This is a genomic window from Caulobacter flavus (assembly GCF_003722335.1).
GTDB classification, from domain to species: Bacteria; Pseudomonadota; Alphaproteobacteria; order Caulobacterales; family Caulobacteraceae; genus Caulobacter; species Caulobacter flavus.
On record NZ_CP026100.1, the window covers coordinates 346,925 to 359,722 of the forward strand.

The following is a 12,798-nucleotide window of genomic DNA, read 5'->3' on the forward strand; positions in this document are numbered from 1 at the left end:
CGTGAGAAGGCCCCGCGCATCCAGCCCTTTGCGCGGGTCTGACAGGAGCGCCGCCCATCCCCCCCTCCGGGCGGCGCTCCTGCGCTTTCCTTTCGCTCAGACCGCCTTCAGGCCGGCGCGATAGCGCTTCCAGTTCTCGACGTAGTGCAGGGCCGAGGCCTGCAGGATCATCGCCTGGTGCTCGCTGACCTCGCGGATGATCTTGCCCGGCGCGCCGACCACCATCGAGTTGTCGGGAATCTCCTTGCCCTCGGTAATCAGGGCTCCGGCGCCGATCAGGCAGTTCTTCCCGATCTTCGCGCCGTTGAGAATGATCGAGCCGATGCCGATCAGCGAGCCGTCGCCGATCGTGCAGCCGTGCAGCATCACCATGTGGCCGACCGTGACGTTGGCGCCGATGGTCAGCGGCACGCCGGCGTCGGTGTGCAGCACCGAGCCGTCCTGGATGTTGCTGTTCTCGCCGATCGTGATCGGGTCGTTGTCGCCGCGCAGCACCGCGCCCCACCAGACGCTGGCGTTCTGCCTGAGCACGACATTGCCCATCACGCTGGCCGTCGGGGCGATCCAGTATTCGTCCTCCGACGGAAGGTTCGGGGCGATATCGCCCAACGAATAGACAGTCATCCGTGCACCCCGTGTTCTTTCGCCACGCAAAAACTTAATCGCTCAGAAACCATAATCACCCCATTGTAAATCCGGTGATTCGGCATGGAACATCCCTTCATCGGGGGACATTCCTTCCGTATCCGCCGCGGACCATACCGACCGCGGCCTCCTGACGACGGAGAACAGGGTCTTGCGTTCGGCGTTCCGGCGTACAGCACCGCCTTCCTGTGGCTCCACCGAGCCGCCCGGCCGCGCCTGCGGCTCCGTCTTCTGCTCCACCCATCGATCCAAGGACGACGCCTTCCGGCCTCGTCCTTTTTTCATGCCTGAATGGAGGCTTTGATGACCAAGCGAGCCCTGAAGCGGATGGTGCGCGAAGGCGCCGACGGCCGCTACGACGACGACGCCAAGGTGCGTCGCCTGCCGGTGGAGCATCGCGGCGGCTGGTCGCCCCTCGGCGACGCCGACAACGCGCCCAGGGACCAAAGCTACATCAAGACCATAAAACCGAAATCGCCGGGCCAGGCCCAGCTGATGGAGGCGATGGACAGCAAGAACCTGGTCATGGCCCTGGGTCCGGCCGGCACCGGCAAGACCTACCTGGCCATCGCCAAGGCCGTCGAGGCGCTGGAGGCGGGCCGGGTCAACCGCATAGTGCTGTCGCGCCCCGCCGTCGAGGCCGGGGAGTCGATCGGCTACCTGCCGGGCGACATGGAAGACAAGCTGGCCCCCTATCTGCGGCCGCTCTACGACGCCCTGACCGACCGTCTCTCGGTCAAGCGCATGCGGGCCCTGATGGCCGAGGGCGCGATCGAGATCGCCCCGGTCGGCTTCATGCGCGGCCGCACCCTGAACAACGCCTTCGTGGTGATCGACGAGGCCCAGAACTGCACCTACATGCAGCTGAAGATGCTGCTGACGCGCCTGGGCTGGCACTCGACCATGGTGGTCACGGGCGACCCGAACCAGTCGGACCTGCTGCCGGGCATCTCGGGCCTGGGCGACGTGGCCGACCGCTTCGAGGCGATGTCGAACATCGCCGTGGTCCGCCTGGAAGACCGCGACATCGTCCGCCATCCCCTGGTGGCCGAGATGCTGGGCGTTTTGTGACCCTGAATCTGTGATTTTGTAACAGTTCAAACCTCGAAAGGCTTGAGTATGAGGCGGTCGGACGGCAAGGTCCGGCCGCCTTAACTGTTTCCGGGACCCGCATGTCCGATATCACCGCCGCCCCGCGCTCGGAGTTCACGCTCCGCGGCGTGATACTGGGCATCCTCATCACCGTCGTCTTCACGGCCGCCCAGGTCTATCTGGGCCTGAAGGTCGGCCTGACCTTCGCCACCTCGATCCCGGCCGCGGTGATCTCGATGGCCCTGCTGCGGTTCTTCCGCACCTCGACCATCCAGGAAAACAACATCGTCCAGACGATCGCCTCGGCCGCGGGCACGCTGTCGTCGGTGATCTTCGTGCTGCCGGGCCTGCTGATGATCGGCTGGTGGTCGGACATCCCGTTCCTGGCCACCTTCGGCATCTGCGCCGTCGGCGGCATCCTGGGCGTGATGTACACGATCCCTCTGCGCCGGGCCCTGGTGACCAACTCGACCCTGCCCTACCCGGAAGGCGTCGCCGCCGCCGAGGTGCTGAAGGTCGGCTCGGGTTCGCGCGAGGGCGCGGCCGAGGGCAAGGCGGGCCTGTGGGCCGTGATCGCCGGCACGCTGGCCTCGGCCGCCTTCGCGGCGCTGGGCGCGGCCAAGATCTTCGCCGCCGAGGTCGCCGCCTTCGTGAAGGTCGGCAAGGGCGCCACCGGCATCGGCGCGTCCAGCTCGCTGGCCCTGATGGGCGCGGGCCACCTGATGGGCATCACCGTCGGCATCGCCATGTTCACCGGCCTGTTCATCGCCTGGGCCGTCCTGGTGCCGATCCTGACCGGCGTGTTCCCGGCCGAGGCCGGCGCCAGCGTCGCCGACCACGCCCTGACCGTCTGGGCTACCAAAGTGCGCTTCCTGGGCGCCGGCGTCATCGGCGCGGCCGCCATCTGGACCCTGGGCAAGCTGGTCGTGCCGATCTGGCGCGGCCTGGTCTCGGCCTTCGAGGCCGGCAAGGCCCGTCGCGCCGGCTCGGGCGACATCCCCCGCGTTGAGCAGGACATCCCGCTCTTCGTCGTCGGCCTGGTGTCGGTGGCCCTGCTGGCGCCGGCCGGCTGGCTGCTGGCCGCCTTCGCCCTGGGCGGCCCCGCCGGCGCCCTGGCCCTGCCGCTGACCATCGCCGCCGTCGCCTACCTGGTGTTCGCCGGCCTGCTGGCCGCCGCCGTCTGCGGCTACATGGCCGGCCTGATCGGCTCGTCCAACAGCCCGGTCTCGGGCATCGCCATCCTGACGGTGCTGGGCGCCTCGCTGCTGGTCGGCGCCATCGGCCGCGGCCTGATCGGCCCGGACACGGCAAAAGCGCTCGTCGCCTTCGCCCTCTACGTCACCGCCACCGTCCTGGCCGTGGCCGTCGTGGCCAACGACAACCTGCAGGACCTGAAGACCGGCCAGCTGGTCGACGCCACCCCGTGGAAGCAGCAGTCGGCCCTGGTGATCGGCGTGCTGTCGGGCGCGACGGTCATCCCGTTCGTGCTGGACCTGCTGGCCAAGTCCAACGGCTTCGTCGGCGCCCCGAACCTCAACGTCGTGCCCGGGGCCGAGCCGCTGGCCGCGCCGCAGGCGACGCTGATCTCGACCCTGGCCAAGGGCGTCATCGGCCATAACCTGCAGTGGGACCTGCTGGGCGTCGGCGCCCTGATCGGTCTCGCCCTCGTCGTGGTCGACATCGTCCTGCGCCGCGCCAGCAAGGACCGCTTCAGCCTGCCGCCGCTGGGCGTGGGCCTGGCCATCTACCTGCCCAGCGCCGTGACCGCCCCCGTGGTGGTCGGCGCCGTCGCCGGCTGGATCTTCGAGCGCGTGGTCTCCAAGGACCGCAAGGCCGAGGTCGCCAAGCGCCTGGGCGTGCTGATCGCCTCGGGCTTCATCGTCGGCGAAAGCCTGTTCAACGTGGCCCTGGCCCTGCTGATCGTCTCGACCAACAAGGGCGCGCCGCTGGCCATCGCCAACCCGCCGCCCGAGCACCTGGGCATGATCATCGCCCTGATCGTCGCGGCGGTCGTGGTGGCGGGCCTCTATGGCTGGTGCCGGATCCAGGCGCGGAAGATGGAAGAGGCCTGATCGGCTCCTTCCTTCCCGACCAGACGAAAGGCCCGGAAGCATCCGCTTCCGGGCCTTTTTCATTCCGGCGCCAGCACCGTGAACCAGACGTCGGCCCGGCGCCGGAAGCCCAGGGCCTGGTACAGCGCGTTGGCCCCGGCGTTGTCGGCGTAGCTGTGCAGGAACGGCGTCTCGCCGCGCGCCAGGATCGCGCCCGCCACGTGGGCCATCAGGCCGGCGGCGTAGCCCTGGCCACGAAAACCAGGATGGGTGCAGACCCCGCTGACCTCGGTGAAGCCGTCGGGCCGCATCCGCTCGCCGGCCATGGCCGCCAGCTCGCCGCCGACCTTCACGCCCACGAAGTCGCCCAGCTGGTGGGTGCGCGAGAAGAACGGCCCCGGCTTGGTCAGGGTGGCCAGGGCCAGCATCTCCGCGGCCTCCGCATCGCCCAGCGGGACGATCTCGAACGCGATCGGCTTGAGCGGCGCAACCGCCTCGGCGACCATCTGCCAGCACAGGGCGCTGGACATCACGGCCGTCCCGGGAACCGCCGGCGGCGAGGCCAGCTCGACGAGGCCCGAGGGGCCGTGCTCGCCGACCAGTTCGCCCAGGGCCGCCAGGCTGTCTGGCGTCTCGTCGGCGACGGCGGCGAACAGCCCGAAATCCGGATCCATCCGCAGCGCCTCGCCGCGAACCAACGCCAGATCCCCCTGCCGGCCGGTCAGGCTGGACCAGACGGGACGGTCGAGGGCGCTCACGGGCAGTAGGCCGCGATCAGGGCCCTCACCGCGCCGACGCTGGCCATGGCCGGCTTGTCGTCACCGTCGAACATCTGGCTGGAGGTGAAGACGCCCTCGATCAGCAGCAGCAGGGCGTCGCCCAGCCCCTTGGGATCGGTCGCGCCCATCTCGCCCGCCTTGGCGCGCAGGCGTTCGCGCAGCTGCTCCTTGTGGGCCTGAGAGACCATGCGGCCCACATGCTGGCGATCGGGATACTCCACCGCTGCGTTGCTGAGCGCGCAGCCGCGATAGTCGTCGCCCACCGACCGGGCGGCCAGCCCCTCGAAATAGGCGACCATCTGGGCCCTGGGGTCGCCGGGAAAGGCGTCCTCGGCCGACTTGAAGCGATCCCAGAAGCCCTCCTCCACCTCGCGCAGCACGGCGGCGACCAGGTCATCCTTGGACTTGAAGCTGCGATAGAGGCTGGGCTTGGTGACGCCGGCCTTGCTGACGATCTCGTCGACGCCGACGGCGCGGATGCCCTCGCGGTAGAACAGGTCGCGGGCCGTCTCGAAGATCTTCTCGGCGGCGCGCGGGCCGGGCCCGTACGGCTGAAGATGCAGGGGAGCGTCGGTGTCGGATTTCGTCATCGGAAAGAAGGCCTCTTGACGATGTTACTAACCGGTACGTACAACGCCATCAAGACCCGTACCGATCGGTTACATCTCTCGCATGGAGGCCGACATGGCCGTGATCCGCCGCCCCTTCGGCCGCAACTACGCCTTCGTGGTGGCCGGGGCGACCTTCCTGGCGCTGCTGGCCGCCGCGGGGCTGCGCGCCGCGCCTGGCGTGCTGATCCTGCCGCTGGAGAAGAGCTTCGGCTGGGACCGCGGCTCGATCTCGCTGGCCGCCGCCATCGGCATCTTCCTGTACGGCCTGACGGGCCCGTTCGCGGCGGCGCTGATGCAGTCGTTCGGCGTGCGCCGCACGGTGAGCCTGGCGCTGGTGCTGATGGCCGTCTCGACGGGGCTTTCGGCGTTCATGACCCAGAGCTGGCACTACGTCGCCACCTGGGGCGTGCTGGCGGGTTTCGGCAGCGGCGCGGTGGCCATGGTGCTGGGCGCGACCATCGTCAATCGCTGGTTCGTCGCGCGGCGCGGCCTGATGCTGGGCTTGCTGACCGCCGCCACCGCGACGGGATCGCTGATCTTCCTGCCGGCCATGGCCTTCATCGCCGAGCACGGCGGCTGGCGCCCGGTAGTGCTGACCGTCGCCGCCGTCGCCGCGATCATGGCCCCCATCGCCTGGCTGCTGATCCCCGAGCGCCCGGCCGACATCGGCCACAAGCCGTTCGGGGCCGGCGAGGACTGGGAGGAGCCGCCGCGCGGTTCGGCCACCAACGCCCTGGCCGGCGCCTTCGGAGCCCTGGCGCGGGCTGGCAAGACCCGCACCTTCTGGCTGCTGTTCCTGGGCTTCTTCATCTGCGGCCTGACCACCAACGGCCTGATCGGCGTGCACATGATCGCCTTCTGCGGCGATCGGGGCATGCCCGAGGTGCGCGCCGCCGGCCTGCTGGCGCTGATGGGCCTGTTCGACCTCTTCGGCACCACGGCTTCGGGCTGGCTGACCGACCGCTACGACCCGCGCAAGCTCTTATTCGTCTACTACGCCCTGCGCGGCCTCTCGCTGATCTACCTGCCCTATTCGGACTTCTCGATCGTCAGCCTGTCGGTGTTCGCGGTGTTCTACGGCCTCGACTGGATCGCCACGGTGCCGCCGACCGCGCGCCTGGCCAGCCAGGCGTTCGGCGACCGCGACGGCCCGATCGTGTTCGGCTGGATCGCCGCCGGCCACCAGCTGGGCGCGGCCACGGCCGCCGTCGGCGCGGGCATGATCCGCGCGGCTCAGGGCCAGTATCTCCAGGCCTTCGTCCTGGCGGGCGTGGCCGGCCTGATCGCCGCCGGCGCCTCGCTGCTGATCCGGCGCGAGGTGAAGGCGATGGCGGCCTAGGCGCCCCAGGGATCGAGGATCGGCCCGCCCCAGGCCTCGAAGTCGCGAACGTTGCGGGTGACCAGGGTCAGGCCATGAACCTCGGCCGTCGCGGCCAGAAAGGCGTCGATGGAGGGCATGGTCCGCCTGGCGTTCTCGGCAGAGCGACGGATGCGGGCCTGGGCCTTGGCGACTTCGGCATCGACGGCAAGCACACGCTCGCCAAAGTCGGCGATCACTTCTTCAAGCCACGCCCGCAGCCTGTCGGCCTTCTGGCCCGGCGCCAGCCGCTCAACGCCATAACCGGCCTCCGCCACGCTCATGGCGCTGATGAACAGCGTCGGCGCCGGCTGATCCCCCAGCCACCGGGTAACGTCCGGATGCGGCTGCAGCTTCGTGGCGTCGGAGAAGACGTTGGTGTCGAGCAGGAACATCAGAACTCGACGATCCGCCCAGGATCCTGGTCACGGGCGAAAAGCTCGGCATGTTCTTCGTCACTGAGGACGCGGTGCTTGGGGTCGAGCCAGGACGGCGGTTTCTGCGGCGCCGCGCCTCGCAGCCGCTCGTATTCCTCGGCCGACAGGACGACGGCGGCGTCCTGGCCGTCTCGCGTCAGATGCTGCGGCCCCTGCGTGCGGGCGCGCTCGACCACTTCGCCGAACTTGGCCTCGGCTTCGGCCAGGCTCCAGGTCCCGTCAGGCATGCCGCCCTCGCCATAGAAAACGACCACCCGGGCAGGATAGCCAGGGTGGTCGCTTTTTCCAATCGCCGGGCGCGAAAGGCCTAGTCGAGGTCTTCGGCCAGGATGGCCATCTCGAACATGTACGAGCCGTCCTCGTCCTCGTCCTGGAAGACGACGCCGATGAATTCGCCCTTCACTTCGACCTCGGCCGAGTCCTTTTGCTTCGGACGCGCCTTCACGGCGATGTGCGGGTTGCCGAAGGTGCGCTTCAGGTGGGCTTCGAGCTTGGCGATGGCGGCGGCGTCCACGGGGGGCTCCTGATCTCGTTGGTGGGCTTTCGCCCCCGTGGGGCGGAATGGCGGGAAACTAGAGGTCCGGAGCGCAAAGTGTAAGGCCTTTTGCGCGCGGCCCGGCTCAGGGCTGTTGAGAAAACGGCGGCGGCGGACAGGCGCGGCCCTGCTCCACTAGCCAGTCGCGGAACCGCCTGGCCCCGCGCGAGGCCCCGGTGCGAGGCGTCAGCGCGCACAGCAGAGTCGGCTCGGAGACCATGCCCAGCGGCGCCACCAGCCGTCCGGCCGCCAGGTCGCGCTCGGCGAAGGCGTGGGGAACCATGGCCACGCCCAGCCCGGCCGCCGCCGCCTCGATCATGTAGAAATAGTGGTCGAACTCGCGCACCACCCCGGCCGGCGGCAGGGTGACGCCGGCCCGCGCGGCCCACTGGTCCCAGCCGTGCAGGAAGGTGCGGGTATGAAGACGCGGCAGGGTCAGCAGCGCCTCGACGCTCGAAGCGCGCTCGGCCAGGGCGGGCGCCGCCACCGGACCGACATGGGTGTCGAGGAACGCCGTCGCATCGCTGTCGGGCGACGGCGGGCCGTCGGGGTCGCGCATGCGGATGGCCAGGTCGATCCCGTCGGCGCGGAAGTCGAAGGGCCCGTTGGATTCGGCCACTCGCACCGGCGTGTCGGGATAGCGCTCGAGGAAGTCGGGCAGACGCGGGATCAGCCATTTCATGGCGAAGGTCGGCAGGCACGACACCACCGTCGGCCCCGGCTGCGCCTCGCGCGGGCGCGGCACGGCTTCTTCCAGGATGTCGAAGGCCCGCGTCAGGCCCTGGGCCAGCTTCAGCCCCGCCTCGGTCATGGTCAGGCGGTTGCGCGGCCCCTCGGTGAGGGCGACGCCGAGGTGGTCCTCCAGCTGACGGACCTGCCGGCTGACCGCGCCGTGGGTGACGCAAAGCTCGTCGGCGGCCAGAGTCATGCGGCCGCGCCGGCCGAAGGCCTCGAAGGCGCGCAGGGCGTTCAGCGGCGGCAGCGGACGTCGAGCCATGTGACGAAACCTCACAGATCTCGACCGATAAGTCGTTAGCCGCGCCGGAGCAACCGCCGGATAAGCGAGGCATGGACGGACAGCGGAAAATCACGCCGGCCCAGTGGGCCGCGGTCGCGGCGCTGTGGGCGCTGGCGATCTACGGGATGGCGGTCAAGCCGGCGGAGCGCGCACAGCTGACCGGCCGTGCGTCCTTCGAGGCCCGCTGCGCGGGCGCCTCAGGATGAGGAGGCTGGTGCTGATTTCCTCATCCTGAGGTGCGAGCCGCAGGCGAGCCTCGAAGGACGCAACGCCCCTCAGATCACGTAGTCGTACACCACGTCGGCCAGGGTGTGGTCCATGGTCCGGGCCGGCTCTTCGCAGGTGGGGCAGTTGACGATGCGGGCCGGCACGCCGGCGGCCGTGCAGTGCGCGGGGATGGGCTTCAGCACCACCGAGCCCGAGGCCACCTTGGCGTAGTCGCCGATCTGGATGTTGCCCAGCACCTTGGCGCCCGCGCCCAGCAGCACGCCCTTGCCGATCTTGGGGTGACGGTCGCCGCGGTCGGCGCCGGTGCCGCCCAGGGTGACCCCGTGCAGCATCGAGACGTCGTCGCCGACCACGGCGGTCTCGCCGATGACGATGCCGGTGCCGTGGTCGATGAACACGCCCGCGCCCACGCGCGAGGCCGGATGGATGTCGACCTGGAAGACCTCGCTGGCGCGGCTCTGCAGGTAGAAGGCCAGGGTCTCGCGGTTGTTGTTCCACAGCCAGTGCGAGACGCGGTGGGTCTGCAGGGCCAGGAAGCCCTTGAAGAACAGGAACGGCTGGACGTAGCCCTTGGTCGCCGGGTCGCGCTCGAACACCGCGCGCAGGTCGGCCTCGGCAGCCGCGACCAGGGCCGGGTCGCTCTCGAACGCCTCGGCGGCGAACTCGCGGGCGGTCATGGCCCGCATCTCCTGGTCGCCCAGCTTGCGGGCCAGCTGGAAGGTCAGGGCGTCGGCCAGGTTGTCGTGGCTGAGGATCACGGCGTTGAGCAGCGAGGCCAGGGCCGGCTCGGCCTTGGCGGCGTGTTCGGCCTGGTTGCGCAGCGCGGCCCAGACGGGCGGCGCGGCCTTATCGGTCACGACTTCCAGAGGCTTAGCCACGGGGCTCTCCCTTCCCAGCGGAGACTAGAGCATATTTATTCAAAACGCTCCAGCCGAACAGACGAGACGCGCCAGCGCCCCCGGAGCATTCCCGGAAGGAATGCTCCTCACTTAAGAACTCTCAGCCTTCTCCACTCGAGAAGGCCGCAGGACCAGCGCGGCCAGATCGGCCGGCAGCTCGCCCACGACCGCCATATGGTGCACCCGGAGCAGTAACGCCACCGTCAACGCGTCCGGCATCCGCCCAGTGACCGCCGCATCGAGGGCCTGCGCGAACGGCACGCGGGCCACCGCCAGGTCCTCGGTCTCGTCCGGATCGGCCCTGGTCGGCGACAGGTCCATGGCCAGGAAGCCGTAGGCGATCTCGTCGCTGATCGAGTTGGAGAGCTCCATGGTCAGGATCCGGCGCCAGTCGCCGGCGGCCAGCCCGACCTCCTCGGCCAGCTCGCGCCTAGCGCCGTCCAGCGGATCCTCGCCCATCGGCGCGCCGCCCTCGGGAATCTCCCAGCTGTAGTTTCCGCGCGGAAAGCGCGCCTGGCCCACGAGGGTGACCGTGCCGTCGGCGTGCAGCGGCACGACCCCGATCGCCTGGTTCTTGAACGACACCTTGCCGTACAGCGCCGGGCTCCCGGTCGGCGCGACGGCCTGGTACTCCGTCACCTTGATCCACGGATTGTCGTAGACCTCGCGGGCGCTGGACACGCTCCAGGGCTCTCCGTGCGGCTTCAGCCAGGCGAATTTCTCGGACATGCGAACGACTCGCGACTTGTGCCGGCCAGGGCTCGGCCATAGGTGACGTGCCTGTAGCGCGCTTTCAGGAGATCGTCTTGGCCGGTTCCGTTCCCCCCGCCCCCGAATTCGGCGAACCGATCGCGATCGAGGCGTCGCCCGAAGTCCTCGCCTTCCTGGCGCGCCGCCGCTCGGCCTCGGCCATGGCGCTGGTCGCGCCGGGTCCGAGCGAAGACGAACTGGCCGACCTGCTGCGCCTGGCCGCCCGCGTGCCCGACCACGGCAAGCTCTCTCCCTGGCGGTTCGTGATCCTGCGCGGCGAGGCCAAGGCCGCCTTCGCCGCCAGGATCGCCCCGCTGGCCGCCGACCAGGCCAATCCGACCAAGGCCACGGCGGCGATGCGCAAGCTGACCACCCCGCCGCTGGCCATCGCGGTGATCTCGCGGCCCGTGCCGCACGAAGTGCCCGAATGGGAGCAGGTGATGAGCGCCGGCGCGGTCTGCACCCAGCTGCTGCTGGCCGCCTCGGCCATGGGCTACGGCGCCAACTGGATCACCGACTGGTACAGCTTCGACCAGCGCGCGCTGGACATCCTGGGCGTCGGCGAGAACGAGAAGGTCGCCGGCTTCCTCTACGTCGGCACGTCGGCCGAGCAGCCGCAGGAGCGCGTGCGGCCGGATATCGCGGCGATCACGAGTGAGTGGGCTGAATAAGCAAAAGGGACGCCTGACGGCGTCCCCCTCCAGCCCTCCGAGCCACCTCCCCCGGAGGGGAGGATCTGGTCAGCGAGATGCGCCCCCTCTGGGGGAGCTGTCGCGGAGCGACTGAGGGGGCCGCCGAAGGCGTTCACCCCCGTCCGCGATACGGCGCCACGCCCTGGTCGGGCACCCACAGGCCTTCCGGCGCCGGGCCGGTCTGCCAGAAGACGTCGATCGGGATGCCGCCGCGCGGGTACCAGTAGCCGCCGATGCGCAGCCAGCGCGGCTTGGCGACCTCGACGATCTTGCGGGCCACCTTGACCGTGCAGTCCTCGTGGAACGAGCCGTGGTTGCGGAAGCTGGTCAGATAGAGCTTCAGCGACTTGCTCTCGATCAGCCAGTCGCCCGGCGCGTAGTCGATGACGAGATGGGCGAAGTCGGGCTGGCCGGTCACCGGGCACAGCGAGGTGAATTCGGGGGCGACGAAGCGCGCCAGGTACAGCACGTCGCTCTGCGGGTTCGGCACGGCCTCGAGGACGGCCTCTTCCGGGCTCTCGGGAGCGGCGACGGTCTGGCCCAGCTGGGTTACGGAAAGTTCGGTCATGGCGGCGATTTAGGCCTCCGCCCCCGGCGAGACAAGCGCCGGCGCCCCCGCTACGGTGTCGCAAACACTTGTTCGGGAGAGAAACCATGAGCGGACGCGACTTCGACGGCTTCACGGTGGTGGTCACGGGCGCCTCGACGGGCCTGGGCCGGGCGATCGCGGTCGAGACCGCCCGCCGGGGCGCGAGCCTGGTGGTCGTCAACTTCGCGCGCAGCGCCGAGGAAGCCGAGGAGACCGCCCGCCAGGTCGAGGTCCTGGGCGCCAAGGCCGTGCTGGCCCAGGGCGACGTCGCCGACGACGCCGACTGCCGCCGGATCGCGCAGGCGGCCGCCGCGTCCGGCCGCATCGACGCCCTGTTCAACAACGCCGGCATGACCAAGTTCGCCCCGCAGCACGGCGATCTCGATGCGGTGAGCGCCGAGGACTTCCTCAAGCTCTATTCGGTCAACGTGGTCGGGGCCTTCCAGATGGTCCGCGCCGCCCGCAGCCTGCTGGAGGCCGCGCCGCGTCCCGGCGCCGTCGTCAACACCAGCTCGATCGCGGGCGTCATGGGCAACGGCTCGTCGGTGCCCTACGCGGCGTCCAAGGGCGCGATGACGACCATGACCCTGTCGCTGGCCAGGGCCCTGGCCCCGAAGATCCGCGTCAACGCCATCTGCCCCGGCTTCATCGACACTCCGTGGTTTGGCAAGGCCATGGACGAGGATCGCGTCGCCCGCCTGCGGGCCGGCGCCGCCGCGGCGACGCCGCTGCAGGTCGCCTCCACCGCCGAGGACGTCGCCGGGGCGGCGGTGTTCCTGGCCTCGCCCGCCTCCCGCCACGTCACCGGCGAAACCCTGCTGGTGGACGCCGGCCTGCACCTGAGCGCGGCGACGCTGTCGATGCGCTGAAGTCGCAGGCAAACGCGGATCGACAACTTGACGACAACTGTGGCTGATGGGCCGCTTATGCAGCAAATACGTCACACTTGCCTAGCTTTTGGGCGATCCATGTTCTTATTGCTGGCGCTGTGCCCCCGCTGATTGCAACTAGAGCATGGCCCGCGGTTAATCCCGGCTTGTGAAGGAACGCGCTTGCAGGCGCCGCACAAGTTGGGACCACACTCCCGGCGGGCTACACAAAAAAGGGGATAACAC

At 69.7% G+C, this 12,798-nt stretch carries 16 protein-coding genes; 6 read left to right on the forward strand and 10 right to left on the reverse strand.

Annotated features, from left to right (window positions below; all coding sequences use genetic code 11):
• Nucleotides 1–96: 96 nt before the first annotated feature.
• Entirely contained in the window at nucleotides 97–624 is a 528-nt protein-coding gene (locus C1707_RS01685) for a gamma carbonic anhydrase family protein (RefSeq protein ID WP_101711819.1), read from the reverse strand.
• 312 nt (nucleotides 625–936) lie between these two features.
• Between C1707_RS01685 and C1707_RS01690 the strand changes: the two genes are divergently transcribed.
• Both C1707_RS01690 and C1707_RS01695 read left to right on the forward strand, forming a co-directional pair.
• Entirely contained in the window at nucleotides 937–1,716 is a 780-nt protein-coding gene (locus tag C1707_RS01690) for a PhoH family protein (RefSeq protein ID WP_101711818.1), read from the forward strand.
• A 101-nt stretch (nucleotides 1,717–1,817) separates the two neighbouring features.
• Nucleotides 1,818–3,809 carry an OPT family oligopeptide transporter gene (locus C1707_RS01695; RefSeq protein WP_101711817.1) on the forward strand — a complete coding sequence of 664 codons (1,992 nt, stop codon included), beginning with the start codon at nucleotides 1,818–1,820 and terminating at the stop codon, nucleotides 3,807–3,809.
• Between the two features lie 59 nt (nucleotides 3,810–3,868).
• Here the strand turns inward: C1707_RS01695 and C1707_RS01700 are convergent, their stop codons facing one another.
• Together C1707_RS01700 and C1707_RS01705 are read right to left on the reverse strand one after the other, a co-directional pair.
• On the reverse strand, nucleotides 3,869–4,552 hold the full coding sequence (locus C1707_RS01700; protein ID WP_420808272.1) for a GNAT family N-acetyltransferase: 684 nt from the start codon (nucleotides 4,550–4,552) through the stop codon (nucleotides 3,869–3,871).
• A complete protein-coding gene (locus C1707_RS01705) occupies nucleotides 4,543–5,157 on the reverse strand; it encodes a TetR/AcrR family transcriptional regulator (protein ID WP_101711816.1) in 615 nt (204 codons plus the stop codon). The genes C1707_RS01700 and C1707_RS01705 overlap by 10 nt, the downstream gene beginning before the upstream one ends.
• Before the next feature lie 94 nt (nucleotides 5,158–5,251).
• Between C1707_RS01705 and C1707_RS01710 the strand changes: the two genes are divergently transcribed.
• The gene (locus C1707_RS01710; RefSeq protein WP_101711855.1) at nucleotides 5,252–6,517 is read left to right on the forward strand and encodes an MFS transporter; all 1,266 of its coding nucleotides are present in this window, start codon (nucleotides 5,252–5,254) and stop codon (nucleotides 6,515–6,517) included.
• On the opposite strand, the gene C1707_RS01715 is transcribed toward C1707_RS01710, so the two are convergent.
• From C1707_RS01715 to C1707_RS01730, 4 genes are all read right to left on the reverse strand, one after another.
• Nucleotides 6,514–6,930: a type II toxin-antitoxin system VapC family toxin gene (locus C1707_RS01715; protein ID WP_101711815.1), complete on the reverse strand. Its 417-nt coding sequence runs from the start codon at nucleotides 6,928–6,930 to the stop codon at nucleotides 6,514–6,516. The two genes, C1707_RS01710 and C1707_RS01715, sit on opposite strands and share 4 nt — an antisense overlap.
• Nucleotides 6,930–7,199: a type II toxin-antitoxin system Phd/YefM family antitoxin gene (locus tag C1707_RS01720; protein WP_101711854.1), complete on the reverse strand. Its 270-nt coding sequence runs from the start codon at nucleotides 7,197–7,199 to the stop codon at nucleotides 6,930–6,932. The genes C1707_RS01715 and C1707_RS01720 overlap by 1 nt, the downstream gene beginning before the upstream one ends.
• Before the next feature lie 80 nt (nucleotides 7,200–7,279).
• On the reverse strand, nucleotides 7,280–7,486 hold the full coding sequence (locus C1707_RS01725) for a DUF3126 family protein (RefSeq protein ID WP_101711814.1): 207 nt from the start codon (nucleotides 7,484–7,486) through the stop codon (nucleotides 7,280–7,282).
• A 106-nt stretch (nucleotides 7,487–7,592) separates the two neighbouring features.
• On the reverse strand, nucleotides 7,593–8,504 hold the full coding sequence (locus C1707_RS01730; RefSeq protein ID WP_101711813.1) for a LysR substrate-binding domain-containing protein: 912 nt from the start codon (nucleotides 8,502–8,504) through the stop codon (nucleotides 7,593–7,595).
• 71 nt (nucleotides 8,505–8,575) lie between these two features.
• Here C1707_RS01730 and C1707_RS25910 point away from each other — a divergent pair, with 71 nt between their 5' ends.
• Nucleotides 8,576–8,731, forward strand: coding sequence for a hypothetical protein (locus C1707_RS25910; protein ID WP_164467244.1), 156 nt, complete (start codon nucleotides 8,576–8,578; stop codon nucleotides 8,729–8,731).
• 69 nt (nucleotides 8,732–8,800) lie between these two features.
• On the opposite strand, the gene cysE is transcribed toward C1707_RS25910, so the two are convergent.
• Together cysE and C1707_RS01740 are read right to left on the reverse strand one after the other, a co-directional pair.
• Complete coding sequence (gene cysE / locus C1707_RS01735) at nucleotides 8,801–9,631, reverse strand: serine O-acetyltransferase (protein ID WP_101711812.1); 831 nt, start codon at nucleotides 9,629–9,631, stop codon at nucleotides 8,801–8,803.
• A gap of 111 nt (nucleotides 9,632–9,742) precedes the next feature.
• Nucleotides 9,743–10,381, reverse strand: coding sequence for an NUDIX domain-containing protein (locus tag C1707_RS01740; RefSeq protein WP_101711811.1), 639 nt, complete (start codon nucleotides 10,379–10,381; stop codon nucleotides 9,743–9,745).
• A 77-nt stretch (nucleotides 10,382–10,458) separates the two neighbouring features.
• Between C1707_RS01740 and C1707_RS01745 the strand changes: the two genes are divergently transcribed.
• Nucleotides 10,459–11,073 carry a nitroreductase family protein gene (locus C1707_RS01745; protein WP_101711810.1) on the forward strand — a complete coding sequence of 205 codons (615 nt, stop codon included), beginning with the start codon at nucleotides 10,459–10,461 and terminating at the stop codon, nucleotides 11,071–11,073.
• 133 nt (nucleotides 11,074–11,206) lie between these two features.
• On the opposite strand, the gene queF is transcribed toward C1707_RS01745, so the two are convergent.
• Complete coding sequence (gene queF / locus C1707_RS01750; protein WP_101711809.1) at nucleotides 11,207–11,662, reverse strand: preQ(1) synthase; 456 nt, start codon at nucleotides 11,660–11,662, stop codon at nucleotides 11,207–11,209.
• Nucleotides 11,663–11,730: 68 nt separating this feature from the next.
• On the opposite strand from queF, the gene C1707_RS01755 reads away from it, so the two are divergent.
• Complete coding sequence (locus C1707_RS01755) at nucleotides 11,731–12,552, forward strand: SDR family NAD(P)-dependent oxidoreductase (RefSeq protein ID WP_164467245.1); 822 nt, start codon at nucleotides 11,731–11,733, stop codon at nucleotides 12,550–12,552.
• The last annotated feature ends 246 nt before the right edge of the window (nucleotides 12,553–12,798 follow it).